This is a genomic window from Amycolatopsis alkalitolerans (assembly GCF_006152065.1).
Taxonomy (GTDB): Bacteria; Actinomycetota; Actinomycetes; order Mycobacteriales; family Pseudonocardiaceae; genus Amycolatopsis_E; species Amycolatopsis_E alkalitolerans.
The window spans coordinates 39,833-66,100 of the sequence record NZ_VDFW01000028.1 but is presented as its reverse complement, the minus strand read 5'-3'; the positions used below and the strand labels follow the sequence as shown (position 1 = coordinate 66,100).

Genomic DNA, 26,268 nt, shown 5'->3' with positions numbered 1-26,268 from the left:
AAGGACGTTGAGTATCCGGTTAACGACAGGTCAGGCAATCGTCCGCTACCTGATGAATCAGCGGGTCGAGTTCGACGGAATTTCGGACCGCTTTTTCGCGGGTATGTGGGGCATTTTCGGGCATGGCAACATCGGGGGAGTGGCCGAGGCACTGCAGGAGGCCGGACCGTCCTTTCCCTACTACCTCGGACGTAACGAGCAGGCGATGGTGCATTCCGCCGTGGCGTTCGCGAAGCTGAAGAGTCGGCGGCAGGCCTTTGCGTGCCTGTCCTCGATCGGACCTGGTGCGACGAACATGGTGACCGGTGCGGCCACGGCGACGGTGAACCGGCTGCCGGTGCTGTTGCTGTCGGGGGACGCGTTCTCCGAGCGGCTCCAGGATCCGGTGTTACAGCAGGTCGGTTGCGAGCACGCGGGAGACGTCACCGCGAACGATGCGTTCCGGTCCGTGGTGCGGTTCTGGGACCGGATCACACGTCCCGAACAGTTGATCAGCACATTGCCGGAGGTGATGCGGACGCTGGTCTCGCCGGCGGATACGGGGGCGGTGTTTTTGGCGCTGCCGCAGGATATCCAGACCTACGCGTTCGACTTCCCGGACCAGATGTTCGAGCCCCGGGTGTGGCCGATTTCCCGGCAGCGGGCGGACCGGCGGCAGATCAACCGGGCGGCGGGATGGGTTCGTGACAGCAAGCGGCCGCTGATCGTCGCCGGCGGCGGCGTGCGGTACAGCGAGGCGTTCGACGTGCTGCGCAACTTCGCTGAGCGGACCGGGATCCCGGTCGCGGAAACGCATGCGGGTAAGGGGTCGCTCAACTATGACCATCCGTTGAGTTTGGGCGGCGCTGGGGTCGCGGGGACCCGGGCGGCGAATCTGATCGCGGAATCCGCGGATCTCGTGATCGGCGTGGGCACCCGGTATACGGATTTCACGACCGCGTCGAAGACAGCGTTCCAGAACTCGGACGTGCGGTTCGTGAACGTCAACGTGTTCGAGCAGGACGCCTACAAGCATGCGGCGGTGCCGCTGGTGGGCGACGCGCGAGTGGTGCTGCTGGATCTGGACCAGCAGTTGGGAGGCTACGAGACGTCGCAGGCGTATCGCGACGAGGTGCAGCGGCTGAACAGGGAGTGGGACGCCGAGGTGGAACGGCTGTACAACCTGGGGAAGGACCCGATCAGCCAGGGCGAGATCATCGGTTCGGTCGAGGCCTCGGCCGAGCCCCGGGATGTGGTGGTGACCTCGGCTGGAAGCCTGCCCGGCGACCTGCTGAAGCTGTGGCGGTGCCGCGATCCGCTGAGCTACCAGGTCGAGTACGGCTACTCGGTGATGGGCTACGAGATCGCGGGCGGCGTGGGGGCGAAGCTCGCCGACCCGGCCCGCGAGGTGTACGTGATGGTCGGGGACGGGTCGTTCCTGATGATGAACAGCGAGATCGCCACCGCGGTCCAAGAAGGCCTGAAGCTGATCATCGTGGTCATCGACAATCGTGGTTTCTCCAGCGTGGGCCGGGTCTCGGAGCAGGTCGGCAGCGAAGGGTTCGGCTGCCACTACCGGGCTCGAACGGAGTCCGGCTGGTACTCGGGTGAGTCGCTGGACGTGGACTTCGAGGCGCTGTGCCGCGGGCTCGGGGCGGGAGCAGTCACGGTCAAGACCCGCGCCGACCTGGATGCGGCGTTGTGCTCGGCCCGGGCGGCTACGACGACACAGTGCATCGTGATCGCGACCGACTGGCATGAGCGCGTCCCCGGCTATGCCTCCTGCTGGTGGGACATGGCCACCCCCGAGGTCGCGGCCATTCCCGCCGTTCGCGCGGCCCGCGAGACCTACGAGAAAGAGAAGAGCCGCGAGCGATACCTCATGGTGCCCGGCCACCCGCATTGGGGGGCAGATGACTGAGCTTCTCACCGTCGGGCGGGTCAACCTGGACCTGTATTCACAGCAGACCGGCGCCGAGTTCGCCGAGGCCCGCACATTCGAGGCGATGATCGGCGGCAGTCCGTCGAACATCGCGGTCGCGGCGGCGCGGCTCGGCGTCCGCACCGCGGTGTTCACCGCGGTCGGCGACGATCTCGTCGGGGACTGGGTGCTGCGCGCGTTCGAGCGGGCCGGTGTGGACACGACTTATGTGGCCCGCAAGCCCGGGGTACACACGTCGCTGGCGTTGCTCGGGCAGATCCCGCCGGATGACTTTCCGCGCACGTTCTATCGGGACAATCCGGCCGATATCCACCTGACGGTCGACGAGGCGGCTTCGCTGCCGCTCGCTCAGGTCCGCGCGGTGCTGGTGTCCGCGGATGTGTTCGCACGCGGCTCGACGGCCGACGCGGCGGCCTGGATCATGCGGACCTGCCGCGAGCACGACACGACTGTCTACATTGATCTCGATTTGCGGCCCGAGCATTGGCCGAAACCGGACGAGTATTCGCTCCTGGTCGGCGCGGCGACGAACGACGCCGACGTCGTGCTGGGTACGGCCGAGGAATTCGCGGCGCTGCAGCAGACGGACCCGCAGGGCATCGAGCTGTCCGGCGAGAAGCAGGTGATGGTGCTCAAGCGGGGCGGCGACGGCGCGCGAGTACTGACGTCGGAACGTGAGTTCGAGGCACCCGTGTTCGACGTGCCGGTCGCGAGCACGGTGGGCGCCGGGGACGCGTTCGCGGCTGGCCTGATCTCCGGGCGGATCCACGGATCCAGCTGGGAAGCCTCGGCACGGCTCGCGAGTGCCTGCGGGGCGATCACGGTCAGCCGGTTCGGCTGCTCCGAGGGCTTCCCCACCCTCGGCGAGGTCGCGGAGCTGCTGGGGGTGAGCCATGGGAGTTGAACAGCTGCGATACCTCGATTTCCAGGTCCTGTCACTGAATCCGGGCGAGACGGCCGAGTTGGACACCGCTGGGCGCGAGACGGGGTTGCTGACCATCTCGGGCGCCGGCACTATCGTCGCGGGCGGCGAGAAGTTCACGCTTGCCCGGCGCAACGTCTTCGAGGAATTGTCGAGCCTGCTCTACGTTCCGCCCGGCGCAGCCTTGTCCGTGACCGCGGCGACGGACTTGTGTGTCGCAGTCGGCACGGCTCCGGCGGAAGGGCGTTATCCGGCGCGACTGATCACGCCCGAGGAGATGAAAGTCGAGCAGCGGGGCGGTGGCACGGCGCTGCGACAGATACACCACGTCCTGACGCATCCGTTGCCGGCCGAACGGCTGATCGTGTACGAGGCGCTCGTGCCTGCGGGCTCGTGGGCGGGCTGGCCTCCGCACTGCCACGACGGGCGCCACGGCTCACCGAACCTGGAAGAGACCTACTTCTTCCGATTCGATCGCAGCGAAGGTTTCGGATTCCACCGGAACTACCTCGAGGACGGTTCGTTCGACGAGATCTTCACCGTACGCGACGGCGATTGCGTGGCGGTGCCACGCGGATTCCACGTGACCACCCCGTCGCCCGCGGCCAATATGTGGATCCTCAATTTCCTGGCAGGTGAGCCGGTTGGTGAAGAACGTGCTCGACCACCGTATTTCGACCCGACGACAAGCTGGATTACCGATGACTGGTCACGTGGACGCCTTGAGCTCCCTGTCGCCGTTCGGTGAGCGGCTGCGGGCGCTGGCGAACGCGGACGGGGCGTTCTGCCTGCTCGCGCTGGACCACCGCGATGCGATGCGCAACGCCTTCGCCCGGATCGGCATCGAGGACGTGAGCCCCGAGATGATGCTGGAGGTCAAGGGCCGCATCGCGGACGCGCTCGGCGTGCAGGCGTCCGGGGTGCTCCTGGATCCGGCCGCGGTCGAGTGGTGCCGTCCGCGCGATGGCGGCGTGCTCATGCCGCTGGAGGCGCAGGGGTACGCGCCGTTCGCGGGCGGGCGGGTTTCGCGGCTCGAGTTCAGCGCCGCCGACGTGGCCGCGCTCGGCGGCGACGGCTGCAAACTGCTTGTCTACTACCGTGCCGACCATCCCCCGACCGCGTGGCAGCAGTGGGAACTGATCGAGCGGGCGGCCGCGGACGCGCACGCCCACGGCCTGCCGCTGGTGCTGGAACCGTTGGTGTACCGGCTCGAGGGCGAGACGGACTACCCGTTCGGCGAACTGGTCGTCGCCGCGGCCCGTGACCTGGCGAGCTCCGGAGCGGACCTGTTGAAACTGGCGTTCCCAGGCAGTGCTGAGGCAAGCCGCGAGTTGACCGCCGCAGCCGACTGGGTCCTGCTCGGGGGCGGCGAGACCGACCGGGACAGCTTCGCCGCGCAACTCGAGATAGCCATGAGCGCGGGTGCGCGCGGGTTCATCGCCGGGAGGCCCATCTGGGGCGGCGCGCTGGGGCTGGACGAAACCGAGCAACGGAAATGGCTCGCCGAAGAGGCCGTCCCGTATTTCGGCCGGCTCGTCGGCATCACGCACGGAAGGAGGCTGCGATGAGCGACCACATCGGTCATTGGATCGCCGGGCGCACCGTGGTCAACGGCGGCGAGACCGGCCCGGTCTTCAACCCGGCGACCGGCCGGCAGTCCGGCTGTGTCGAGTTCGCGACCGTCTCCGAGGTCGATCGTGCGGTACAGGCTGCGAAGGACGCCTTCCCGGGCTGGCGCGGGATGTCGGTGGCCCGGCGGGCCGAGCTGTTCTTCGACATCCGTGAGGTCTTCCTGCGCCGCCGCGAGGAGATCGCCCGGCGCGTCACCGCCGAGCACGGTAAGACGCTCACCGACGCGCTCGCCGAAGTCGTCCGTGGACTCGAAGTCATCGAATACTGCTGTGGAATCCCGGAACTGCTGAAAGGCGAATACGCCGAGCAGGTGTCCACCGGCGTCGACGTGCATTCCGTGCGGCAGCCGCTGGGCGTGTGCGCGGGGATCACCCCGTTCAACTTCCCGGCGATGGTGCCGATGTGGATGTGGGCGCCCGCGCTCGCGACCGGGAACACGTTCGTGCTGAAACCGTCCGAAAAGGACCCGTCGGCGCCGGCGTTCATGGCCGAACTCTTGCGCGAGGCCGGGGTGCCTGATGGCGTGTTCAACGTTGTGCACGGGGACCGCGAAGCCGTCGACGTGCTGCTGCGCCATCGCGACGTGGCGGCGGTGTCGTTCGTCGGGTCGACCCCGGTCGCGCGCTACGTCTACGAGACCGTGACCTTGCAGGGCAAGCGTTGTCAGGCGCTGGGCGGGGCGAAGAACCACATGATCGTGTTGCCGGACGCGGACATCGACATGGCCGCCGACGCCGCGGTCTCGGCCGGGTACGGATCGGCGGGGGAGCGGTGCATGGCCGTCTCGGTCGTGGTCGCCGTCGGCGGTGTCGGGGACGCGCTGGTCGACGCGATCCGGCAGCGGATCCCGAAACTGACCATGGGCAACGGTGCCGAGCAGGTCGACATGGGGCCGCTCATCTCGCGGGATCATCGCGCCCGGGTGGCCGAGTATGTCGAGCGCGCGCCGGCTGAGGGCGCCACGGTCGTGCTCGACGGGCGCTCCTCGACGCCCGGCACCGACGGGTTCTTCCTCGCGCCGTCGTTGCTCGACGAGGTCAAGCCCGGAATGCGGGCTTATGACGACGAAATCTTCGGGCCGGTGCTCAGCGTGACCCGGGTCGGCACGTTCGAGCAGGCCGTGCGGCTGGTCAACGACAACCCGTACGGCAACGGCACGGCGATCTTCACCCGCGATGGTGGTGCCGCGCGGCGGTTCGCCCAGGACGTGCAGGCCGGGATGGTCGGGATCAACGTGCCGATCCCGGTTCCCGCGGCGCAGTTCTCCTTCGGTGGCTGGAAGAACAGCCTGTTCGGCGACACCCATATCTACGGCAGGGAAGGGATCAAGTTCTACACGCACGGCAAGGTCATCACGTCGCGATGGCCCGAGCCGTCGAGTTCGAAGGTCGACCTCGGCTTCCCGGAGACACGATGACACCACTGCGAATCGGCATCATCGGATGCGGCAACATCGGCGCCCGCATCCACCTGCCCACCTGGCTGGCGCATCCCGAGGTGGCGCAGGTCGTGGCGCTGGCCGACCCGACCGAGGTGGCACTGGACTCGGCGCGGCAACTGGCGGGCCTGGCCCCGGAGCAGGTGCATGCCGATCCGGTGCACCTGATCGCCCGCGACGACGTGGACGTGGTGGACATCTGCACGCCGCAGCATCTGCGCCGGGAGGTCCTGCTCAACTCGGCGGTGTCGGGCAAGCACATCCTGTGCGAGAAGCCGTTGGCGGCCGTGCCGCTGGACGCCGCGGCGGCCGTGGATGCGGCCGAGGACGCGGGCCAGACGCTCGCGATGGTGCACAACTACCTGTGGCTGCCGGAAATTCAGGCTGCGCGAGAAGTGATCGATTCAGGGGAAATCGGCCCCGTCCGCACAATCGTCGTCAACTACCTCGGGGTGGTCGACGTGCCGGGCGCGGCCGCGTACCGGGCCGGGTGGCGGCACGAAGCGGTGAGTTCCGGCGGCGGCGTGCTCATGGACATGGTGCACGGCGTCTACCTGGCCGAGACGCTCCTGGGCCGGCCGGTGCGGCGGGTCTCGGCGTATGTCAGCAGCCGGGAAGCCAGCGCGACCGTGGAGGATCTCGCCCTGTGCCGGTTCGAGACGGATGCCAACGCGGCGCTGGTCAACATCGCCTGGGGCCTCGGGCCCGGCGGGATCGAGGTCACCGGTGAGCTGGGCCGGGTTTCGGTGCGGTATCGCGACGGGGGCACCGCACCGTGGGCGCCGGTGGAACACGTGCGGGTCCACACGGCGTCCGGCATGCGGGAGGTGCTGGGCCCGGACGAACGGGAGATGACCGGGATCCCCCAGCCCATCATGGACTCGTTCGAGCAGGTCCTGCTCGATTTCGCCGATGCGGTGCGGACCGGCCGGCCCGCCGCGGCGCCGGGCCGTGACGGGTTGCGGATTCTCGAGGCGACCGTGGGCGCGTACAAGTCGGCTGTCACCGGCGAGCTGGTGGGCATCCCGCTCGACCGGGACGATCCGGTGTTCCGGCACGGCGTGCTGGGCCTGAAGAAGCTGTCCTTGCCGGAGTGGTCGCCGGCGCGCGGCACGTCCCTCTACAGCGCGGGATAGGAGAGTCCATTATGGATCTTTGTCTCTACACGGATTCCGTGGCCAGCCTGTCCCTCGACGAAGCGCTCGACTTCGCGGTGAGCATCGGGGCGAGCGCCGTGGAGATCGCGGCCGGCGGCCAGTCGAGCGCGCCGCATATGCGGGTGTTCGAGCTGCTGGAGGATCCGCGACGGCGTGCTGAGTTCGTGGACAAGCTGAGCGAGCGGGGATTGCGGCTGGCCGCGGTGAACTGCTCGGCCTGGCCCATGCATCCGCGCGAGGGCGAGCGGCATGTGGAGATCATCCGCGCGGCGATCCGGCTCGCGGGCGCCCTTGGCGTGGACAAGATCGTGACGATGTCCGGATGCCCCGGCGAATCGGCGCAGGCACGGGCGATCCATTGGATCACGTTCCCGTGGCCGGAGGACCGCTACGCGATCCTCGGCGAGCAGTGGGATCGGGCGTTCGCGGTCTGGCACGATCTGGCCGAGTACGCGGTGCAGCACGGCGTCACGCGGATCGCCCTGGAGCTGCATCCACTGCAACTGGTGTACAACGTGCCGACCCTGCAGCGGATGCGGACCGAGATCGGGCCGGTGATCGGCGCGAATGTCGATCCGAGCCACATGTTCTGGCAGCAGATGGATCCGGTACGGGTCGTGCACGCGCTCGGGCCCGCCATCTTCCATGTGCATCTCAAGGACACCGAGATGCGCGCGGATTCGCTGGCCCTGAACGGTGTTCTCGACGCCACACCGTTCGCGGACATCGACCGGCGGTCGTGGATCTTCCGGACGGTCGGGCAGGGGCACCCTGCCTCGTTCTGGCGGTCGTTCCTCGGGGCGCTGGCGGAAGCCGGCTACGAGGACGTGCTCAGCATCGAGAACGAGGACCCGTTGCAGCCCGCGCAGGTGGGCGCCAAACAGGCCGCCGACTTCATCACCGGGCTCAACGCCGAGTCGGTGAGTAGAGGAAAGAGGTAGAGATGGTACTGATAGCCGAATGCGTGGGGTGCAAGACACGGCTGAGCGGTCCGGCCTACGACCGGCTCACGGACCTGTTCACCGCCATGGAACGGGACGGCTGGCTGGTCGACGACATCGACCCGCGCTGCCCGAAGTGCCTGCAGCTTGAGGGGCGGCACTCGGAGCACGCCGAGCTCGACGGCGAAAGCAGGGCATTCTAGGCATCGACCGATGCCCTTGGTGTACAGCTCTGCTATACGTGGCCTGTGTCCGCCGCTGGCTGACACGATCGTCGGTTCCCAGGTCGGGAACCTGAAGGAGTTGCGGCCAGGAACAGCGCGAATCTTGTTCGCGTTCGATCCGTGGAGACATGATCCCGCTCAGCGAGCAGCGATACGAGATCTACCTGAAGGCACGGCAAGCCGAGGAGGGCAGGTCGTAATGGGTTACGCACGGTGGAAGGACATTCGCGCGGAGCATGTGGAGCGTGCCGGCGATGAGGAGGCCGTTGAAGCGGGTAAGCGCGAGCTACTCGCGACGGTGCGGGGCTACCGTTTGGCCGAGATCCGCCGCACCGTGGCCTCACCCAGCAACAGCTCGCCGACCGGGTCGGTGTGACGAAGCGACGGATCTGCCAGATCGAGCAGGGCAAGATCTCGGGTCAGGACACGTTGGCACGTTACGCGGCGGCATTGGTGGCAGGCTGCACCAATCGATCTACTTCGAGGACGGGGACATTGCCGCCATCGCCTGATTCGGGGTCCGAGGATCTTGAAGGCGGGGAGGTCACCCTCGAGATCCTCGGCGACAGCGAGACGATGGCTCGCATCGGTGAGAGCCTGAATGCGCTCCGCCGCGGCGAGGCAGGCGCAGACTTGGCGACCGTTCGCGATGACGTGGCCCGCCGCTCCCGTTGACGGGTCGCTACGCCGAGGGGCCGGTCCGCTGGTCGGGGATGGGGTTCGTGGCGATCCCGGCGGCGACGTCGAGCAGGGTTTTCGCGACCTTCTTCACCTCCTGCAGGGTGAACCGGGACGACGGGCCGCTCACGCTGATGGCTGCGGGAAGGTGAGTGCCGAGCAGCGGCGCGGCGACGCAGCGGCCGTCCTCTTCGTTTTCCCGGTCGTCGACCGCGTAGCCGAGCCGCTTGACCTTGGCCAGCTCGTCGAAGAAGTCGTCGACGGTGGTGACAGTGTTCGCGGTGCGGCGCTCCAGGCCGGTTTCGTTCAGCAGCCGGCGCACGCGGTCTTCGGGCAGTTGAGCGGCGATGGCCTTGCCGAGGGCGGTGCAGTGGACGGGTTCCCGGTCACCACGGGTGGCGGCGAGGCGCACGCCCCGGCGGCTCTCGACGATGTCGATGTAGATGATGTGGTCACCGTCGAGGAGGCCGAGGTTGGCGGTCTCGCCGAACTCGTCACGCAGGTTCTCCAGGGTCGGCCGCGCACGCTCGCGGAGGATCTCCAGGTGCCGCGACTGCATGCCGACGAAGCCGAGCCCCAGGCGATACAGGCTGGTGTCCTGATCGCGTTCGACGTAGCGGTGATTCTCCAGGGTCCACAGGTAACGGAAGGCCGAGGACTTGGGCAGGCCCGTGGTCTGCGCGACGTCGTTGAGCCCGATACCGTCGACGGACTCCTGCAGCAGGTTCAAGATCAAGCACACCCGCTCGACGGCGCGAACGGAGTAATCTCGCTCTTCCGATAGCTCTTCGACCTCCGAGGCCTCGATCTCGTCTCGGTCCTTCTTCTTGCGTCGCGCCACGGAGGCCTCCTGTGTTTTGATCGTCGGCTTCAATGTTTCAGATGCTAGCGGGAGTGGAACGGGCATGTCAGGGGCCAGTTCCAGAACGCGTGATGACTACCGGTGAAAGAGACCGCCGGGAGGTAACCATGTGTGGCTGAACTGGCCGTTCTACCAGCCGGACAGGAACCTGACGCGCTGACGTGATGTACGACACAAGCTTCCCGCCGTTGGGTGTCAGTCGTGCTTGAGGGCCGTCGTGATCTGCTCGTGTAGCTGGGGCGGTGACTCAGACTTGGGCAGTTCGAACGTGATCCGGTGTATGTGGTCGGTGAACGGGAAGGGCGGTTGGTAGTCCTCGCAGAGGGGGAAGCCGTGGTCGCGGCCGACCAGCAGCGTCGCCGGCACGTGCTGCCACGATGGAGGAGCCTGCGCCTCGGATGGCAATGGCTGAGCGGATACCTCCCGGCCATCAAGAATGATGGCAACCGTGCCCTGGCTCGTGCCCCGGCAAGGCGTATAGGTGATCTCTATGTCGTGCCGGCCGGCGGCGATCGGCTCGTCGGTGGTGCTCGTGTGCGCGCTGCCGTCGAGGTTGAATGCGACTGTCATACGGCCCTCGACGAAATAGCATGCCCATCCGCTTCTGGGAAGTCGCGGCCCGCCCAGGACCCGGTTGCGTTGGGCGGCGACGATGCCGGCCGCTCGATCGCTGGCCAGCTCAACCTCGGCGGTGAGGCGGAAGCCGGCGAGAAACGATGGGGTGTCGACCCGGCCACCACCGGGCAGAGCTTCCCGACGGGGTGCGGAGACGGGCGGTTCCATGCCCGGCACTGGTTCCATCGCATCAGCACGGCGGTAGGGGTCCTCCATGAGCAGTACCTGGTTGCGGCCGGCTTCGAACCACCATTGTTCGATCATGGTGCGAAGTTGATCGGGACGGGCGGAAGCGAGGTCGTTTGCCTCGGAGAAGTCGTCGATCAGGCTATACAATGACCAGCTGTCGGTGTCGAAGGAATGGCTGCCTTCGATGAGTTGGCGGTCCACGGCCGAACCGATGACATGGTTTGTGGTTGCTTTCCAGCCGTCGTGATAGATGGCACGGGAGCCCAGCATTTCGAAATATTGGGTGCTTCGTGGACTCGGGGCTTTCGGGGCATTGAAGGTAGCCCGCAGACTTCGTCCGTCGACGCGTTGCTGGGCGACGCCGTCGACCGACTCGGGTAGCTCAACGCCTGCGGCGTCGAGGATTGTGGGCATCAGGTCGATGGCGTGACAGAACTGGTCACGTACCTGGCCGTGGTTCTCGTTGGCGATCGCCGTTGGCCAGTGCACGATCAGGGGGACGCGCACCCCGCCCAGCCAGGTGTACTCCTTCCACAGTTTGAAGGGTGTGTTGCCAGCCCAGGCCCAGCCCCACGCGTAATGGTTATAGGCGCTGCGCGTCCCACCGAGCTCGTCGATGCGGCTGAGCATCGTCGCGATCTCGTCGTCCGGGCTGCTCAGCATCCCATGGGGTCCGCCGTCGGCGCTGGCGCCATTGTCGGACACGACCATGACGAGTGTGTCGTCCAGGACCCCAAGAGTCCTCAGGAAGTCGAGGACCCGGCCTATCTGGGCGTCGGCATGGGTGAGGAATCCGGCGTAGACCTCCATCATCCGGGCGTACAAGCGGCGTTCACCAGCGGGCAGGCCCTCCCACTGTGCCACCCACGACGGCCGCTCGGTGAGCATGGTCGTGGGCGGTATGACGCCGAGCTTGAGCTGCCGCTCGAAGATGTCGTGGCGATAGGTTTCCCAGCCGGCGTCGAACTGGTTCCGATACGGCTGCGCCCACGATGCCGGTACCTGGTGCGGCCAATGCGGGGCGCCGGTGGCGAGGTACAGGAAGAACGGCTTGCCCGGCATGGCCTGCTGCTGGTCCTGGACCAGCCGGATGGCTTGCGAGGCCAAGTCCTCGGTCAGGTGATAACCCTCATCCGGCGAGGCGGGTGGCTCGATGAAACCGTTGTCACGCACCAGATCGGGCATCCACTGGTCTGTCATCCCGTCGAGGAAGCCGTAGTGGCGTTCGAATCCCAGCCCGAGAGGCCACCGATCGAAGGGTCCCGCCGGCCCTATCTCTGCAGTCGGGGTCAGGTGCCACTTTCCTACCGCGAACGTGTTGTAACCGGCATCACACAGTAGCCGGGCTACCGTGCCTGCCGACTTGGGAATGCGAGCAGTGTAGCCGGGAAAACGGAACGACAAATGCGCCAAAGCTCCCATGCCGACCGCGTGATGGTTGCGCCCCGTCAACAGGCACGCCCGCGTCGCCGAGCAAACGGCCGTTACATGAAAGCTATTGTACCGAAGGCCGTGATCTGCTAATGCGTCAATATTCGGTGTTGCGATACCCGATCCATGGCATCCAAAATCACCGAATCCGAGATCATCCAACACGATCATCACGATGTTCGGGCGGTTCAGCGTGCCGTCTGGTGATTGCGCGGATTTGTCGAAAATTGTATCGAAAACTGCCGGCTTTCGACTTTGTGCTGACGAATTCTCCATGAAAGTTTCCTCTTGCGTCCCGATGTTGGGTCGATATTTTCTCAGCCGCGGAGGCCGGGCTCAAATGAGGTGACCAATAACGTGGTCGACATATCGAAACATGTCATCAGGGTCCTCCGGCGATCAGATCGGCGGCTGCGGCGACGAGCTTTTCGGCCACGGTTTCCATGTCCGGCAGTGCGAACCGGAAGGCGGGGCCGCTGACGCTGATCGCGGCGGGGAGATGGGTGCCGAGCAGGGGCACGGCGACGCTGCGGCCGTCCTCCTGTTCCTCCTGGTCGTCGATGGCGTACCCGAGCCGGCGTACCTTGTCGAGTTCCTTCGCGAAGCGCTTGGGTGTGGTGATGGTGTTGGCCGTGCGCTGCGGCAGTCCGGTCGCCGTCAGGATTTCGGCTACCCGGTCATCGGGAAGCCGGGACGCGATCGCCTTGCCGAGCGCGCTGGCGTGCAGGTGGGTGTGATCGCCGCGGAGAGCCGCGAGCCGGACGCCCCGGCGGCTCTCGGCGATGTCGATGTAGATCACCTCGTGCTGGTCGAGCAGGCCGAGGTTCGCGGTTTCCCCGAACTCGTCGCGTAGCCGTTCCAGGGTGGGCAGGGCACGCCTGCGCAGGATCTCCAGGTGCCGGGACTGCATACCGAGGAAACCGAGGCCGAGGCGGAACACGCTGTCCTCTCCGCGCTCGATGTAGTGGTTGTTCTGCAGTGTCCGCAGGTAGCGGAACGCTGAGGCTTTCGGCAGGCCGGTCGTGCTGATCACTTCGTTCAGGGTGATACCGTCGACGTTCTCCTGGAGGCGGTTCAGGATCAGGCAAACGCGCTCGACGGCACGGACGGAATAGTCACGCTTGACCCGCTGGGCCCGGCGTGGTGACGGGGTGCTGCCGTCGGGATCGGGTGGCTGCGTGCTCCCCACGATCGCACCTCATTTCAGTGGGTAGTGTTGAGATTTTATATAGTAACCTGGTTTGGCCGTGCCAGGACAAGGGTCGTGACCTCCTTGGCCCGGTTTAGCTGGCCGGACGGGCGGTCTCCGAAACGTCAGATTGCCGGCAGGTGGAACTTGTGAGCCGTGGCGCGAATACTTGCTGCGAATTTTCGGTGATTCTGACGTGGTACGGCGTGCGCAGTATTACGATGAGAATACAGAATTAATCAGTTGATGGGTCGGGAGGGCTTCCGTCAGGACGGCTCAAATTGCGCCCCGTTGTTCTGGTTCGGGAAGCTTGGCAGAAGATTTGAGGATACCTTGATTGCGGGGTTCGCGCGAGTGTGGGTGCGCGATGAAAGTTAAAGGGACTGGTGTGACCACACGGTTCCGGTGAGCGGTTGTGCACGTCTGCTTGTCAGTTGTCGCGGTTCGTAACCCGCCTGCTGGCTCTCGGCTTGCTGTTAACATGCTCTGGCGAGCCGCCGTCGAGTTCTTTGCGTTGGGCGAACAGGGCGCAATTGCCGAATTTTCTTCATATTACACCGGATGGTTGCCCTTTCTGAATGATCTCGTTGTTGTTTCGAAACGGTATCCAATAGGTCTCAGGCCGTATCGTTGGTGACCAGGTTTTCCGATTCCCCATCTGATTCTGCCTCAATAGGGGGATAGGGGTAGTCTGAACGGGTGATAAGGACTTAGCGTGGGGGACTCGGGCTCGCGAAATGGTGCCAGCGGGGAATGAGGAGGTGTGATGAGTCCTGCTCTTCCGGCGAATCCGTTGTCCATCGAGTTGACGGTTTCTCATCGACGGCTCTGGTGGCATGTCGCCGAGGAGGACGAGCAGCCGGAATTGTGGGACGTTTCCGCGGATATCTGGCGGATCGGGTTATGCCCCGACGACGAACGTCACGTCGCGGATATCAACCTTGCGGTCGCGGATTTGAGTGGCGAGCAGAATTTGATGGATTCGGTGGGGCTCGGGGAGTGGGCGCTGGAGTTCATCGCGGAAACCGTCATCGAACCGGGCGGGCGGCTGCATCACGACCTGGAGCGGTGGATCACCCCGGGGCCGCCGCGGCTGGTGGTGCTGCGCCGGATCACGGTGTCCGAGCCATGGCGCGGGCACGGTCTGGGCGGGGTGCTGATAGCGAGCGCGCTGCGGATCATGGCGCCGTCCGGCCGGCTGGCGGCCTGCCGGGTTTCCCCGGCGGACTTCCACTGCCCTGGGCAGGACCGGATGTGCGCGGAGCTGGCGAGCCTGCGCGCCGGGGCGATGCTGGAGCGGATCGGCTTCCGGCGATGGCGCGAGGTACACATCATCGACCTGCGCAGCCCGTCCCTGGTGGACGCCGGGATCGATATGATGCGGCAGTGGTGGCCGCATCGTAACGAAAGCTGACGCTCACCAGTCGCGCCTGGTCTGCTCGATGATTTCGCGTGACCGTTCGGGATCCAGCGTCTGCTCGCGCAACCGTTCCCAGGTCGCGCGATAGGTCTGGATCTCCCGCTGTCGCCGATAGCATGCTCCTTGGCGGATCGCGGCGACGTCTCTGTCCGGTGGATTCTGCAGCCAGCCTCGGTGCACATGCGACGGCACGAACACGCCGCCGGGATGAGGCCCGAAGTGGCTGGGCATGGTCGCGATGGCGAAGGCGGCGTCCGTGCTGGTGTGCAGACCGCGGTCGCGGGGCAGGACGCGGATGGTGACGTGCGGCTGCAGGGACGCCCGGGCGAGGTGGGTCAGCTGATGCCTCATCACGGTGGCGTCACCGACCAGGCGGTGCAGCACCTGCTCGTCGATGATCGCCAGCAACTGGGCCGGGTCAGCTCGCTCGTTCTGGATGTGCTGACGGTGTTGCTCGAATTCGATCAGGCGTCGCTGCTGATCCTCGTGCGAGGCCTGCTGAGCGCGGAGCACCGCCTCGGTGTAGGGGGCGATCTGGAACAGCGCGGGAAGTACATGGCTGTCGAAGGTGTGGAGCCGGGCTGCCACCGCTTCCAGGCCGAGCCAGGCCTGGACGGGGGACTGGAGGAGGTCCGCGTACTCGGACCACCAGTCCTGCGCGTGCCGGCTGGCGTCGCGGAGCGCGCACAGTCGCTCGACCTGGTCGGTCGCCCCGTACAGGTCGAGCAGGCCCTCGATATCCATCCTGCTCGGCGGGTTCCGTCCGGTTTCGAGATGACCGATGTGGCCTGCGGTGGTCCCGATGCGGCGCGCCGCGTCGGCGCGGCTGCGGCTGCCCCGCAGGCGCCGAAGCTCATCGGCCAGCCACAGGAGCACCTCGGTGCGGCCCGCCGCGGTCAGGTCCACTTTGTCCCTGCACCCTTCCCGGGGTCACGATGTGATGAAGCCCCGTGTCGAGTCGCGTCGGCGGTAGACGACTACGAGGTAGGCGATTACCGTGGACGCGGCTGCTCTTTGATCCGACAGTCAAGAGGTAGCTCCGGTGGCGCGGCTCGCGTCTGTGGGTGCGCCACTGGTCATTCGTCGTTGGGGAGGGGGATCACGTCGCTGCGCGCTTCCGGCGGTTCGCGCGCACGAAGGTGCCGCGGCCTTGCGTGACCTCGAGGTAGCCCTCTTCGACGAGATGCTTCTTTGCGGCGCGCAGCGTGTCCCGCGCGACGCCGTAGTCGCGGGCCATCTCGTTCTCGTTCGGCAGCCGAGAGTGGGGCGGGAATTCCCCGGACTTGATCCGGGCGATGAGGTCCTTCGCTACCTGCCCCCAGATAGTTGCCGGGCCCTCCCTGATTATCCGGCCTGACCGGTCCGCTTTCCGCTCGCCTGAATGATCACGTGATGGCACGCCGGGACGTTAGCGCCTGGATATGCATACCTGCACTTGCCAACGTATATAGACAGAGGTATACAACTAGGCTATGAACAGGATAGTTAACGTATGCAAATAGATGTGTAGTGGCGTGTCGCGGGTAGTGGTGAGTGGCCGCGAAAGAGAGCGGCATGCCCGTTTGGTGCGGGTCGGTCCGAGAGGAGCACCACGGTGAGCGAGCTGCCAGGCAATCCGCTGTCGATCGAGTTGACGGTGAGCCATCGGCGTCTGTTCTGGCACACCGACGACGAGGACGACTACCCGGAACATTGGACGGCCTCGGCCGATGTGTTCCGGCTGGGGGAATGCGTCGAGCCGGCCCGGCATGTCGCGGACGTCGAGTTCCTGATCGCCGACCTGACCGCGGAGCGCAACCTGCTGGATTCGGTGAGTGTGGGGGAGTGGGCGCTGGAGTTCCTCGCAGAAACGGTGCTGGATCCCTCCGGCCGGTTGCATCCCGAACTCGGCGCCGAAATCGGCGCCGGGCCGGCTCGCATGATCATCCTGCGGCACCTCACCGTCGCGCAATGCTGGCGGGGGCATGGGCTCGCGTCCGCCTTGATCGCCGGTGTGTTGCGGATCCTGGCACCATCGGCTCGCCTGGCCGTGTGCCGCATATCCCCGTTGGATTTCGGGCACACCTACCCGGACCGGGTGTCCGCGGAGCTCGCGAGTGTCCGGGCTGGGCTGCTCCTGGAACGGATCGGATTCCGTCGCTGGCGCGAGGCGCATGTCGTCGATCTGAAGAGCCCGCGACTGCTGGACGCCCGGATGGACCTGCTCAACCGGTGGTGGCCGCATGCCGACGACGGTGCGTGATCGTAGTAATACAGTGGGATGCAAAGCTATGCAGACCGCGACCAATGACGTATGCTAAAACATGAAGAACGAAAAGAAAATTTCACGTTCTCGGTTTTGCCTGGCGCCAGCCCTCCCCCTCGGGGCGTCAGGCATTCGGGTCCCGGCGCCATCCCCCCTTGGCGCCGGGACCTCTTCGTTAGGGGTAAGGCGGAACCAGCCCCTGTTGATGCCGGGAGCTGTCCCCGGGGACGCTGGGATGGGGAGATGCCGTGCCGCGTTTCATGGAGCCGTTCCGGTTCGGGACCGTCGAGCCGGAAGTGCCCCGTCCGTCAGGGCGGGCCGGCCGCGCGGATCCTGACCGGCAATCTTTTGTGGCCGGGGCGCAGGCGCCGGATCTGCCTTTGCCGCAGCCGACTTCCTCGAAAGCCCTGCTGCGAATCGGGTTCGGTATGTCGTGTTGACCGTAACCAACAACGCCAATGGTGGGCGGCCGGTTTCGGTATCGACCGTGTCGGGAGCGCGTTCATTGTGTGACCGGTACGGAATACCCCGCTTCTTTGATGTCTCCCAGTTTGTCCAGAACTTGGATCTGAACGCGCGGCGGGACGCCGGCTATGCCGAATCGCCGTCGCGGCAGGTCGCGACCACGTTCACCAGCGGTTTGTACCTCGCCGGCCGGTGCGGGTTCTGGGGCTCGGTACGCCGGTGTTCGGGTGGGGGATGCGTGCCGGCGATCAAGTTAATGCAAATTGCATTCAGCAAAGACCACCCGTTTGGCTGTATCGTGGGAATCCCGAATGGAGGAGGTTGGGGATGGAGGTGAGAAGGGGGGCATCACGCAAGCCATCGTCATCTCATCGGCTGCCCCGGGATCATGACGCGACACCCGCTGCAACGCTACAAGATCTTCGAATCGCGCGATGTCGACGACACTCGTGAACGCGTCGCGAAAGTATTCTGCCCGCATACGATGAATACCCCGGGCCGCGCGCCACGGCTGGATGCGGTCATGCACTGCCGTCGCCTGCGCAATGTGGCGATGTCGTACGTCGCCTATGGCCAGGAGGTGCAGGTCGATCCCGGCGAACTCGGTTCCTTCTTCGTCGTGTTCGCACCGGTCGCCGGGGACGGCGTCCTGCACTGCGGTGGTCAGCAGGCGCACACGACGCCGCGCCATATCTGCGTGGTGACCGCGACCGAAGCGCTGCGCATGCGGCTGTCGGGCAGCTGCAGGCAGCTGGTGATCAGGATCGAACGAACGGCGCTGGAGGCCCAGCTCTCCGCGATGCTGGACAGCTCGCTACCGGAGCCGCTTCGCTTCACGCTGGATATGGATACCGCGAGTGAGCCTGCTCGCAGCTGGTACAAGCTGCTCACCCATGCCGTGTCCGATTTGGACGACCCGGAGAGCATCCTGGCCCACCCGCGCGCGGTCGAGCAGTTCGAAGGGACCGTCATGGCCGGGCTGCTGCTGACGCAGCCGCACAACTACACGGCAGCCCTCCTCGGCGACGAGCGCCCGGTGCCCTCGCGGCTGGTCGGAACCGTGGTCGACCTGCTCGAAGGGCATCCGGAGTGGGCGCACACGCCGGCCAGTCTCGCCCGGCAGGCCGGCGTCAGCGTGCGGGCATTGCAGAAGGCGTTCCGGGAACAATTAGACAGTTCGCCCAGTGAGTATCTGCGGGGCGTGCGCCTGCAGCGGGTGCACGACGAGCTGTCGGTGGCGCGATCGGATGCCACGACCGTGCGCGAAATCGCCAGCAGATGGGGTATTACGCACGACGGCCGCTTTTCTGCGATATACCGGGAACGGTTCGGCGAGCCGCCGAGGCAGACCCTGAGCCGCCGGCACATCCGAAGAGGTTAGTTGAGTGGCCGGGCCGGGCGCCCGGTTTCCGGTCGGCCAGTTGATCCGATCCGCGCGCCACGATCATGAGCTGACCCAGCAGCAGCTGGCCACCGCGCTGCGGGCCGCTTCCGGTAACGACAGCGTCGGCCGTGACGAAGTGGCGCGCTGGGAACGCGGCAGGCGCATTCCCAGCGCCTACTGGCAGAGGTGGCTCAGCCTGGTCCTCGACATTTCTCGTCCTGAGTTGCATGCTGCCGCCCAGCGGTCTCGCGCGCTGCGGAGGCTGTGGCGGTGAAAGTGGCCTCCTGGCCCCTGTTTCACCCGTGATCGCACCCTCTTCGGTAGGGAAATCCTTGTGAGAAGGGGGAGTCAATGGGGAAAGCGCTGGTAGCCCTGGTCAATCCTAATCTCGTCCATCCGCCGATCACGCCGTACGCGCTCGATATCCTGACGACGTCACTGGACTCGGACGGTTTCGACGTCGAAGTGGTCGATCTGACGTTTCACCGCGAGGACTGGCGGAGTGCCATCCGGGAGTACTTCGCGGCACGGTCGCCGTTGCTCGTGGGGGTGACCATTCGCAACACCGACACCATTTACGCGCAGCAGCAGCGTGTCTTCCTCGGTGACCACCGAGACATCATTGCAGAGATCAAAGCCGGTACCGCGGCGCCGATCGTCGCCGGAGGTGTGGGTTTCTCATCGATGCCGTTCGCGCTGACTGACTATTTCGGCATCCCCTTCGGCGTCAAGGGGCCAGGGGAGAACGTCATCGTGCGGCTGGCCAATGCGCTGCTCGCCGGGGAGCCTCCGGAGACGGTGCCCGGCCTGCTCGTCAATCGAGGGCCGGGGCGGGTGGAGCGGATGGCCGTGCCGAGGCGGCGCGAGGCGGTGTTCACTCCGCTGAACACGGCGACCAGTTACACGCGCCGGTCCGGGATCGAGTTCAAAGTGGACAACCTGCGCTATTACCGGCGCGGCGGGCTCGGCAACATCCTGACCAAGAACGGCTGCGCGTATTCGTGCGCGCATTGCGTGGAGCCGGACGCCAAGGGCACGCATTTCACCCGACGCGCGGTGGAGGCGGTGGTGGACGAGATGGAAACGCTGTGCGCGCAAGGCGTGCACGACCTGCACACCGCCGACAGCGAGTTCAACCTGGTGATCGCGCACAGCAAGGCGGTACTGCGTGAGGTGATCCGGCGCAAGGTCGTCGACAGGTCCTCGCCGTTGCACGAACTGCGGCTGTGGATCTATGCCCAGCCCACCCCGTTCGACGAGGAACTGCTCGACCTGCTCGTGCAGGCGGGTTGTGCCGGGGTCAACCTGGCGCCGGATCACGTCCGGGACAAGGTGCTCGACGGCTGGAAGGTCACCCGCGGCGGCCGCCGCTACTACGGCTTCGACGACGTGCGGCACGTGGTGGATCTCGTGCGGAAGTACGAGCTTCCCGTGATGCTCGAAGTGCTGCTCGGCATGCCTGGGGAGACGCTGGAAACGCTGACCGACGCGGTCGAGCAGACGCTCGGGCTCGAGGCGACCGTCGCCGGCTACAGCCTCGGCATCCGCCTGTTCCCCTACTCGCCGTTGGGCATCCGGCTCGCGCAGCAGTGCGCGGGGGAGCGCACGGTGCCGGGCCTGCAGTCGGACACGGCCACTGAGCCGATCGTGCTCACACCCCGATCCTCATGCGAGAGCGTCATCGAGTACGAGCGGCAGTTCATCTTCGACCGCCACGGCCACTTCCGCCCGGTCTACTACCTCTCGCCCGAGCTGCCCGAGGACCCGGGGACGCTCGCGTCGCCGAACGGCCGCTGGGCGAACACGGTGCGGCTGCTGTGGGACCTGGTACCGGAGTCGGAGCAGCACCGGGTGATGCTGCCGACGCTGCCCGGCCTGACCGAGGACGACAACAACTACGCCGACAATCCGTTTCTGCTGCGCCTGCTCGAGCTGGGCTACACCGGCGCGTTCTGGTCGCACTGGCCCCGGCGCCACCAGGTCATGCGAGGTTAGCTTCCGGACCGAGCGGGTTCGGGCTGGGGGCGGCGGCCGGGCATGGCGCGGCGGATGCCCGCGCGGGCGAGCGCGAGGATGGCGAGCGTGGCGCAGCTGATCAGGGCGGCCGGGGTGGGGATGTGCCAGAGGGCGAGGCCGGAGCCGAGTAGCAGGATCGCTAGTGTCCAGCGTAGGAAGGCGCTGGGTGCGCGGGCAGACAGCAGTGAGCCGGCGATGATGCCGGGGATTGCTCCGATGAGGACGGTGCCGGCGAGGCCGAAGCTGGTGTCGCCGACGATGAGGTGGCCGAGCGCGGCGGCGGCGACCATGGGGATGGCCTGGACGAGGTCGGTGCCGACGAGTTCGTTGGCGCGCAGCCGCGGGTGGGTCAGCATGAGCATGACGATGATGAGTGATCCGGATCCGACCGACGTGACGCCGACGATGAGCCCGCCGGTGAGTCCGATGATCAGGGTGGGTACTGGGCGGGCTTGGGTGTGGGGGGTTTCGGTGGTGCGGCGGCCGAGCAGTGCGCGGGCGAGGATGCCGAGTACGGCTAGCAGCAGTGCGGTGCCGATGGCCAGTCGTAGGTGGTGTTGGAGCGGGTCGCCGTGGCCGAGGAGGGGGAGTGCGAATGCGCCGGCGAAGGCGGCTGGGATGGCGGTGGGCAGTAGCCAGCGCACGATGTCCCAGCGGATCGTGCGTGTTGTGTGGTGTACGGCGGCGCCGATCGGTTTCATCACCAGTGAGGCGGTGAGGTCGCTGCCGACGGCGGTGGTGGGGTTGATGCCGAAGAGTATCACCATGATTGGGGTCATGAGTGCCCCGCCGCCCATCCCGGTCAGCCCGACGGAAAACCCGACGAGCGCACCGGCCAGTACCAGTAGCCACGAGAAGTCCACCTGGCCACCGTAGGCGGGTTCGCTGTGGAAGCGGTGAGGGCTGGTTTCGCCCGGGTGTGGCGGAAGAGAACCCCGCGCTGAGCGGGTGTTTCGTGGTTTAGCGTCATCAGCGATGACTACGTTGGAATCGTCGTATTCGCAGGCGCTGGAAGCCGAGTCGGTCTATATCTTTCGTGAGGTCGCCGCGACCTTTGAGCACCCGGTGCTGTTGTTCTCCGGCGGCAAGGATTCCGTGGTGATGCTGCATGTGGCGGCGAAGGCGTTCTGGCCGGCGCCGCTGCCGTTCCCGGTGCTGCACGTCGACACGGGACACAACTTCGACGAGGTGTTGGCGTTCCGCGACGCCACGGTCGAGAAACTGGGCGTGCGGCTGCTGGTGGCGCAGGTGCAGGACGACATCGACGCGGGCCGGGTGGTGGAGGAGTCCGGGCCGCGTGCGTCGCGCAATCGCCTGCAGACGGTGACGTTGCTGCGGGCGATCCGGGAGGGCGGGTTCGACGCGGTGTTCGGGGGTGCCCGGCGGGATGAGGAGAAGGCGCGCGCCAAGGAGCGGGTGTTCTCCTTCCGTGACGAGTTCGGTCAGTGGGATCCGCGGAACCAGCGGCCGGAGTTGTGGAATCTGTACAACGGACTGCACCGGCGCGGTGAGCATATCCGGGTTTTCCCGTTGTCGAATTGGACGGAGCTGGATATCTGGTCGTATGTCGCGGCCGAGGACATCGAGCTGCCGTCTTTGTATTACGCGCACCGGCGGCGGGTGGTGCAGCGCGACGGCATGGTGCTCGCGCACACTCGCCATTTGCGGCTGCTGGATGGGGAGCAGTCGGAGGAGGCGATGGTGCGGTTCCGGACCGTGGGAGACGCCACGTGCACCGGCTGTGTGGAGTCGCTCGCTGCCACCCCGGCGGAGGTGGTGTCGGAGGTCGCGGCGACCCGGTTGACCGAGCGTGGCGCGACACGCGCCGACGACCGGATCTCCGAAGCCGGTATGGAAGACCGGAAGAGGGAAGGGTACTTCTGATGCCCTGTGGGAAATCAGCGGTAGCCCTGCATACAAGGCGACCACACACGACGCGCGCTCGCCGAAGGTACGCGTCAAAGGAGGGGGAGTAATGCCGGAGTTGGTGCGGTTGGCGACGGCGGGCAGTGTCGATGATGGGAAGTCGACGTTGATCGGGCGGTTGTTGTTTGATTCGAAGGCGTTGTTTACGGATCAGTTGGCGGCGGTGGAGCGGGCGAGCCGGGAGCGTGGGGAGTCGTATCCGAATCTGGCGTTGTTGACGGACGGGTTGCGGGCGGAGCGTGAGCAGGGGATCACGATCGATGTGGCGCACCGGTATTTCGCGACGCCGCGGCGGAGGTTCATCATCGCCGACACGCCGGGGCATGTTCAGTACACGCGGAATATGGTGACGGGGGCGTCGACGGCGGATTTGGCGTTGATTCTGGTGGATGCGCGGAAGGGGTTGCTGGAGCAGTCGCGGCGGCACGCGTTTCTGGCGGGGTTGCTGGGGATTGCGCATGTGGTGGTGTGTGTGAACAAGATGGATCTGATCGACTGGTCCCAGGCGCGGTTCGCGGAGATCTGCGGGGAGTTCCGCCGGTTCGCGGCGAAGCTGGATGTGCACGATGTGACGTTCGTGCCGGTGTCGGCGTTGCATGGGGACAATATCGTGCATCGGTCGGCGAGTATGCCGTGGTTTGAGGGGTTGCCACTGCTGCCTCATCTGGAGCAGGTGCATATCGCGTCGGACCGGAATCTGATCGACGCGCGTTTCCCGGTGCAGTATGTGATCCGCCGTCAGGAGACGGATTTCCGTGCGTATGCGGGGACGGTGGCCAGTGGTGCGCTGACGGTGGGCGACGAACTGGTGGTGTTGCCGTCGGGGTTCCGCACGAAGGTGCGGGCCTTGTGGGGGCCGGGCGGGCAGCGGTTGGCGGAGGCCGCGGCCGCGGCGGCGGTGTCGGTGGAGCTGGCAGACGAACTGGATGCCGGGCGTGGTGATGTGTTCTGCCGTCCCGGGAACCGGCCGCTGGCCGGCACCGAGGTGGATGCGATGGTGTGCTGGTTCGCGGAGCAGTCGACGCTGCGGCCGGGTGCGTCGTACGCGATCCGGCACACCACCCAGTTGACCACGGCGCAGGTGCGGGGGTTGGATTACCGGTTGGATGTCAACACGCTGCACCGGGACGAGGCGGCGTCGTCGTTGGCGTTGAACGAGATCGGGCGGGTGCGGCTGCGGACGCGGCGGGCGTTGCTGTTCGATCCCTACCGGCGGAACCGGGCGACGGGCAGTTTCATCCTGATCGATCCGGCGACGCATAACACGGTTGCGGCGGGGATGATCATCGGGCCGAGCCTGGCGGCGTCGGGGGTGGTGTGGCATGGCAGCGCGTTCACGCGTGGGCAGCGGGCGTCGCGGGGGGCGACGGTGTGGTTGACCGGGTTGTCGGGGTCTGGGAAGTCCAGTGTCGCGGTGGAGTTGGAGCGGTTGCTGGTGTCCGCGGGGCGCCCGGCGTATGTGCTGGACGGGGACAATCTGCGGCATGGGTTGACCGCGGATCTCGGGTTCGGTGAGGCGGAGCGGGCGGAGAACGTGCGTCGGGTCGGTGAGGTGGCGAAGTTGTTCGCGGATGCTGGGATCGTGGCAATAGTTTCCTTGATCAGTCCGTACCGGGCCGACCGGGCCCGGGTGCGGGGCGCGCATCACGATGCGGGGCTGCCGTTCGTGGAGGTGTTCCTCGACACGCCACTGCAGGTGTGCGAGTCGCGCGACCCCAAGGGCATGTACGCGAAAGCCCGCGCCGGTGAAATTCGCGGGTTCACCGGCATCGACCAGGCGTACCAACAGCCCACCTCACCCGAGCTCGTGCTGCGGCCCGACGACGGAGACCCCGCCATCATGGCCACCAAGATCCTGCAGAGCCTCAGCGAATAGCGGTGATCAGTGTCGAGGAACCGTTCTGGGCGGTGACGACCGTGGTGCCCGTCGACGTGGGTTGCACAGTGCCGCTGGAGACTTTCCCCGGTAGGGCGTAGCTGCCGAGGGCGCGGCCGGTCGCGGTGTCCACGACCGCGAGCCGCGGGTGGTCGCCGTCCAGCAGGATGTAGGCGCGAGCCCCGTTGATGGTGGCGGCGGCGACCGACGCCCCGGTGGGCATTAGTTCGGCGGGCGGCTGCGCGGATGACGGCGCGCCGGTCACGGCGTTTCGCAGCGCGATCCGGCCGTTCGTCGCGGTGAGCGCGACCCCGTCGCCGACCGCCTGGACCGTTTCCGTGTTGGTGTCGGCGTTCCAGCGCACGTGACCGGTCGCCGGGTCGACGACCAGCGCCCGCATGGCGGAGGCGAGGCTCACGACCACCGCGTCGCGGTTGACGACCGTGACCTGCGAGCTGGAGCTGTCCTGCGCCTGGCTCTGGGTCGGGGCCGTCCAGCGGATCCGGCCGCTCATGTCGATGGCCACCACGTCCCCGGTTTTCGCGGGCGGCACGGACACGCACGGGGCGAGCGCGACCAGCAGGCCCGCGGCCGCGGCGAGCGAGCCGGTGTTCCCGCAGAACTTCTGGGCGAGCGGCAGGTGCCACATCGGCCGGCCGGTGTCCGGGTCGTAGGCGCTGATCTGCTTGTCCCCGAGATGCACCAGCGCGCCGGGCAGCGGCAGGAACGTGTCGCTGAAGGACTGGTGCCAGCGGACTGCTCCGGTGACCGGGTCGAGCCCGACGGCGACGTAGTCGTTCACGCGGTAGACCGCGATGAGCGTGCTGCCGTCATCGGAGAGCACCAGGTCCGACAGGCTCGCTCCGCGCCGGGTGTACTGCCAGCGTTCGGCGCCGGTCGCCGCGTCGCGAACCTCCACGTCCGTTCCTTCAACATGTTTCAGCGCCACGAGACCGCCGGGCAGCACGACCGCCCCGGCATCGGGACCGGCGGACACGGTCCACAGCGCCTTTCCTGGCGGGCCCTCGGGGACGCCGGCAGGCGCCGCCGCCGCGGTCGTGCTGGTCAGAACGCGGGTGGTGTACCAGTTGGCTCCGTAGCCCACGGCCGACGCCGCCAGCACGACGGCCAGGAGGACCGCGCCTGCCTTCGAAGTAGTGATCTTCTTCGGTACCCGGCGATCGCAGGTGAGCGTCACCGGGATCGCGAGGATCAGGAGCGCCGGCAGCGCGACGACCGCCAGCCCGAGCCCGAGGCCGGGCCAGCCGGGCCCGCCGGACAGCGCGGCGGTGAGCACCGCCGCCGCGCCGATGCCGGTGATGAGCACCGCTGTAGTCCCGGCCCATCGGGAGCGGCGGGTCAGCGTGATCAGCCAGGCGACCACCGCGGCGAGGCCGAACACCACGGCGAGCGCGAGATCCGCGAAACTCTTTCCGGACAGCAGCGCCCAGCCCGTCTTCTGCTCCTGCCACGGCAGCCAGGGAGCGACGACGAGCGCGATCACCAGCACCAGCACGGCCCCGCGCAGTGCCAGGACCGGACCGGACGCCCTGCGCTCGAGCACGACGGCTTGCCGTTTGGCGGGCCTTTTCTTGACTGCGCTCCTGCTCATCGGCTGAACTCCTTTGTCAGGCGCCGAGTCGCTATAAATGAAACAGGCATCTCATGGTAGCGCAAACGGTGTGAGATCGGGGCGGCGCCGGCGCATGATCGGCCGGTATCGGTTTTGTTGCCCCC

General features: G+C 66.7%; 25 protein-coding genes. 18 read left to right on the top strand and 7 right to left on the bottom strand.

Features of this window, described 5'->3' with window-relative positions; all coding sequences use genetic code 11:
- The first annotated feature begins 7 nt into the window (after positions 1-7).
- The 10 genes from iolD to FG385_RS34465 all read left to right on the top strand — a co-directional run bounded on the left by iolD (position 8) and on the right by FG385_RS34465 (position 8,910).
- The gene (iolD, locus tag FG385_RS26065; protein ID WP_139099436.1) at positions 8-1,900 is read left to right on the top strand and encodes a 3D-(3,5/4)-trihydroxycyclohexane-1,2-dione acylhydrolase (decyclizing); all 1,893 of its coding nucleotides are present in this window, start codon (positions 8-10) and stop codon (positions 1,898-1,900) included.
- Entirely contained in the window at positions 1,893-2,825 is a 933-nt protein-coding gene (locus tag FG385_RS26060; protein ID WP_160148882.1) for a PfkB family carbohydrate kinase, read from the top strand. The genes iolD and FG385_RS26060 overlap by 8 nt, the downstream gene beginning before the upstream one ends.
- A complete protein-coding gene (locus tag FG385_RS26055) occupies positions 2,815-3,591 on the top strand; it encodes a 5-deoxy-glucuronate isomerase (protein WP_139099434.1) in 777 nt (258 codons plus the stop codon). Before FG385_RS26060 ends, FG385_RS26055 begins: the two co-directional genes overlap by 11 nt.
- Positions 3,545-4,411 carry a beta/alpha barrel domain-containing protein gene (locus tag FG385_RS26050; RefSeq protein ID WP_139099433.1) on the top strand — a complete coding sequence of 289 codons (867 nt, stop codon included), beginning with the start codon at positions 3,545-3,547 and terminating at the stop codon, positions 4,409-4,411. Before FG385_RS26055 ends, FG385_RS26050 begins: the two co-directional genes overlap by 47 nt.
- On the top strand, positions 4,408-5,892 hold the full coding sequence (locus tag FG385_RS26045; protein ID WP_139099432.1) for a CoA-acylating methylmalonate-semialdehyde dehydrogenase: 1,485 nt from the start codon (positions 4,408-4,410) through the stop codon (positions 5,890-5,892). Before FG385_RS26050 ends, FG385_RS26045 begins: the two co-directional genes overlap by 4 nt.
- Positions 5,889-7,049 carry a Gfo/Idh/MocA family protein gene (locus tag FG385_RS26040; RefSeq protein ID WP_139099431.1) on the top strand — a complete coding sequence of 387 codons (1,161 nt, stop codon included), beginning with the start codon at positions 5,889-5,891 and terminating at the stop codon, positions 7,047-7,049. The genes FG385_RS26045 and FG385_RS26040 overlap by 4 nt, the downstream gene beginning before the upstream one ends.
- Before the next feature lie 38 nt (positions 7,050-7,087).
- A complete protein-coding gene (locus tag FG385_RS26035; protein ID WP_160148881.1) occupies positions 7,088-8,011 on the top strand; it encodes a sugar phosphate isomerase/epimerase family protein in 924 nt (307 codons plus the stop codon).
- Positions 8,012-8,013: 2 nt separating this feature from the next.
- Positions 8,014-8,214 (top strand): hypothetical protein, encoded by a 201-nt coding sequence (locus FG385_RS26030; RefSeq protein WP_139099429.1) that lies wholly within the window; start codon positions 8,014-8,016, stop codon positions 8,212-8,214.
- 220 nt (positions 8,215-8,434) lie between these two features.
- Positions 8,435-8,611: a hypothetical protein gene (locus tag FG385_RS34470; protein ID WP_200834656.1), complete on the top strand. Its 177-nt coding sequence runs from the start codon at positions 8,435-8,437 to the stop codon at positions 8,609-8,611.
- Positions 8,608-8,910 (top strand): hypothetical protein, encoded by a 303-nt coding sequence (locus tag FG385_RS34465; RefSeq protein WP_200834655.1) that lies wholly within the window; start codon positions 8,608-8,610, stop codon positions 8,908-8,910. The genes FG385_RS34470 and FG385_RS34465 overlap by 4 nt, the downstream gene beginning before the upstream one ends.
- A 7-nt stretch (positions 8,911-8,917) precedes the next feature.
- Here FG385_RS34465 and FG385_RS26015 read toward each other — a convergent pair whose 3' ends face one another.
- The 3 genes from FG385_RS26015 to FG385_RS26005 all read right to left on the bottom strand — a co-directional run bounded on the left by FG385_RS26015 (position 8,918) and on the right by FG385_RS26005 (position 13,199).
- Complete coding sequence (locus FG385_RS26015; protein ID WP_235022794.1) at positions 8,918-9,754, bottom strand: IclR family transcriptional regulator; 837 nt, start codon at positions 9,752-9,754, stop codon at positions 8,918-8,920.
- A 216-nt stretch (positions 9,755-9,970) separates the two neighbouring features.
- Positions 9,971-12,286 carry an arylsulfatase gene (locus FG385_RS26010; protein WP_139099427.1) on the bottom strand — a complete coding sequence of 772 codons (2,316 nt, stop codon included), beginning with the start codon at positions 12,284-12,286 and terminating at the stop codon, positions 9,971-9,973.
- Between the two features lie 106 nt (positions 12,287-12,392).
- Complete coding sequence (locus FG385_RS26005; protein ID WP_139099426.1) at positions 12,393-13,199, bottom strand: IclR family transcriptional regulator; 807 nt, start codon at positions 13,197-13,199, stop codon at positions 12,393-12,395.
- Between the two features lie 766 nt (positions 13,200-13,965).
- Between FG385_RS26005 and FG385_RS26000 the strand changes: the two genes are divergently transcribed.
- Positions 13,966-14,613, top strand: a complete 648-nt coding sequence (locus FG385_RS26000) for a hypothetical protein (protein WP_139099425.1) — start codon at positions 13,966-13,968, stop codon at positions 14,611-14,613.
- A 3-nt stretch (positions 14,614-14,616) separates the two neighbouring features.
- On the opposite strand, the gene FG385_RS25995 is transcribed toward FG385_RS26000, so the two are convergent.
- Together FG385_RS25995 and FG385_RS25990 are read right to left on the bottom strand one after the other, a co-directional pair.
- On the bottom strand, positions 14,617-15,525 hold the full coding sequence (locus FG385_RS25995) for a helix-turn-helix domain-containing protein (RefSeq protein WP_139099424.1): 909 nt from the start codon (positions 15,523-15,525) through the stop codon (positions 14,617-14,619).
- 193 nt (positions 15,526-15,718) lie between these two features.
- A complete protein-coding gene (locus FG385_RS25990) occupies positions 15,719-16,018 on the bottom strand; it encodes a GntR family transcriptional regulator (RefSeq protein WP_139099423.1) in 300 nt (99 codons plus the stop codon).
- A gap of 195 nt (positions 16,019-16,213) precedes the next feature.
- On the opposite strand from FG385_RS25990, the gene FG385_RS25985 reads away from it, so the two are divergent.
- The 5 genes from FG385_RS25985 to tsrT all read left to right on the top strand — a co-directional run bounded on the left by FG385_RS25985 (position 16,214) and on the right by tsrT (position 20,708).
- On the top strand, positions 16,214-16,861 hold the full coding sequence (locus FG385_RS25985; RefSeq protein ID WP_139099422.1) for a GNAT family N-acetyltransferase: 648 nt from the start codon (positions 16,214-16,216) through the stop codon (positions 16,859-16,861).
- Positions 16,862-17,207: 346 nt separating this feature from the next.
- A complete protein-coding gene (locus tag FG385_RS35705) occupies positions 17,208-17,666 on the top strand; it encodes a beta-eliminating lyase-related protein (RefSeq protein WP_139099467.1) in 459 nt (152 codons plus the stop codon).
- Between the two features lie 51 nt (positions 17,667-17,717).
- Entirely contained in the window at positions 17,718-18,710 is a 993-nt protein-coding gene (locus tag FG385_RS25975; RefSeq protein ID WP_200834653.1) for an AraC family transcriptional regulator, read from the top strand.
- A 40-nt stretch (positions 18,711-18,750) separates the two neighbouring features.
- Positions 18,751-18,987, top strand: a complete 237-nt coding sequence (locus FG385_RS25970) for a helix-turn-helix domain-containing protein (protein ID WP_235022793.1) — start codon at positions 18,751-18,753, stop codon at positions 18,985-18,987.
- A 77-nt stretch (positions 18,988-19,064) separates the two neighbouring features.
- Positions 19,065-20,708: a tryptophan 2-C-methyltransferase gene (gene tsrT / locus FG385_RS25965; protein ID WP_139099420.1), complete on the top strand. Its 1,644-nt coding sequence runs from the start codon at positions 19,065-19,067 to the stop codon at positions 20,706-20,708.
- On the opposite strand, the gene FG385_RS25960 is transcribed toward tsrT, so the two are convergent.
- Complete coding sequence (locus FG385_RS25960) at positions 20,705-21,592, bottom strand: sulfite exporter TauE/SafE family protein (protein WP_139099419.1); 888 nt, start codon at positions 21,590-21,592, stop codon at positions 20,705-20,707. The genes tsrT and FG385_RS25960 overlap by 4 nt on opposite strands.
- 112 nt (positions 21,593-21,704) lie before the next feature.
- On the opposite strand from FG385_RS25960, the gene cysD reads away from it, so the two are divergent.
- Both cysD and cysC read left to right on the top strand, forming a co-directional pair.
- Positions 21,705-22,613 carry a sulfate adenylyltransferase subunit CysD gene (gene cysD, locus FG385_RS25955; RefSeq protein ID WP_139099418.1) on the top strand — a complete coding sequence of 303 codons (909 nt, stop codon included), beginning with the start codon at positions 21,705-21,707 and terminating at the stop codon, positions 22,611-22,613.
- Positions 22,614-22,704: 91 nt separating this feature from the next.
- A complete protein-coding gene (cysC, locus tag FG385_RS25950) occupies positions 22,705-24,531 on the top strand; it encodes an adenylyl-sulfate kinase (protein ID WP_139099465.1) in 1,827 nt (608 codons plus the stop codon).
- Here cysC and FG385_RS25945 read toward each other — a convergent pair.
- Positions 24,521-26,143: an outer membrane protein assembly factor BamB family protein gene (locus FG385_RS25945; RefSeq protein WP_139099417.1), complete on the bottom strand. Its 1,623-nt coding sequence runs from the start codon at positions 26,141-26,143 to the stop codon at positions 24,521-24,523. The two genes, cysC and FG385_RS25945, sit on opposite strands and share 11 nt — an antisense overlap.
- Positions 26,144-26,268: the final 125 nt, after the last annotated feature.

Excerpts from the sequence above, each read along its gene's own strand:
- cysD (WP_139099418.1), top strand. The coding sequence starts at position 21,705 with ATGACTACGTTGGAATCGTCGTATTCGCAGGCGCTGGAAGCCGAGTCG.
- FG385_RS34470 (WP_200834656.1), top strand. The coding sequence starts at position 8,435 with ATGGGTTACGCACGGTGGAAGGACATTCGCGCGGAGCATGTGGAGCGT.
- FG385_RS26055 (WP_139099434.1), top strand. The coding sequence starts at position 2,815 with ATGGGAGTTGAACAGCTGCGATACCTCGATTTCCAGGTCCTGTCACTG.
- FG385_RS26040 (WP_139099431.1), top strand. The coding sequence starts at position 5,889 with ATGACACCACTGCGAATCGGCATCATCGGATGCGGCAACATCGGCGCC.
- tsrT (WP_139099420.1), top strand. The coding sequence starts at position 19,065 with ATGGGGAAAGCGCTGGTAGCCCTGGTCAATCCTAATCTCGTCCATCCG.
- FG385_RS25975 (WP_200834653.1), top strand. The coding sequence starts at position 17,718 with ATGACGCGACACCCGCTGCAACGCTACAAGATCTTCGAATCGCGCGAT.
- FG385_RS26030 (WP_139099429.1), top strand. The coding sequence starts at position 8,014 with ATGGTACTGATAGCCGAATGCGTGGGGTGCAAGACACGGCTGAGCGGT.
- FG385_RS26000 (WP_139099425.1), top strand. The coding sequence starts at position 13,966 with ATGAGTCCTGCTCTTCCGGCGAATCCGTTGTCCATCGAGTTGACGGTT.
- FG385_RS26010 (WP_139099427.1), bottom strand. The coding sequence starts at position 12,286 with ATGGAGAATTCGTCAGCACAAAGTCGAAAGCCGGCAGTTTTCGATACA.
- FG385_RS26050 (WP_139099433.1), top strand. The coding sequence starts at position 3,545 with ATGACTGGTCACGTGGACGCCTTGAGCTCCCTGTCGCCGTTCGGTGAG.
- FG385_RS25945 (WP_139099417.1), bottom strand. The coding sequence starts at position 26,143 with ATGAGCAGGAGCGCAGTCAAGAAAAGGCCCGCCAAACGGCAAGCCGTC.
- FG385_RS26045 (WP_139099432.1), top strand. The coding sequence starts at position 4,408 with ATGAGCGACCACATCGGTCATTGGATCGCCGGGCGCACCGTGGTCAAC.
- cysC (WP_139099465.1), top strand. The coding sequence starts at position 22,705 with ATGCCGGAGTTGGTGCGGTTGGCGACGGCGGGCAGTGTCGATGATGGG.
- FG385_RS26060 (WP_160148882.1), top strand. The coding sequence starts at position 1,893 with ATGACTGAGCTTCTCACCGTCGGGCGGGTCAACCTGGACCTGTATTCA.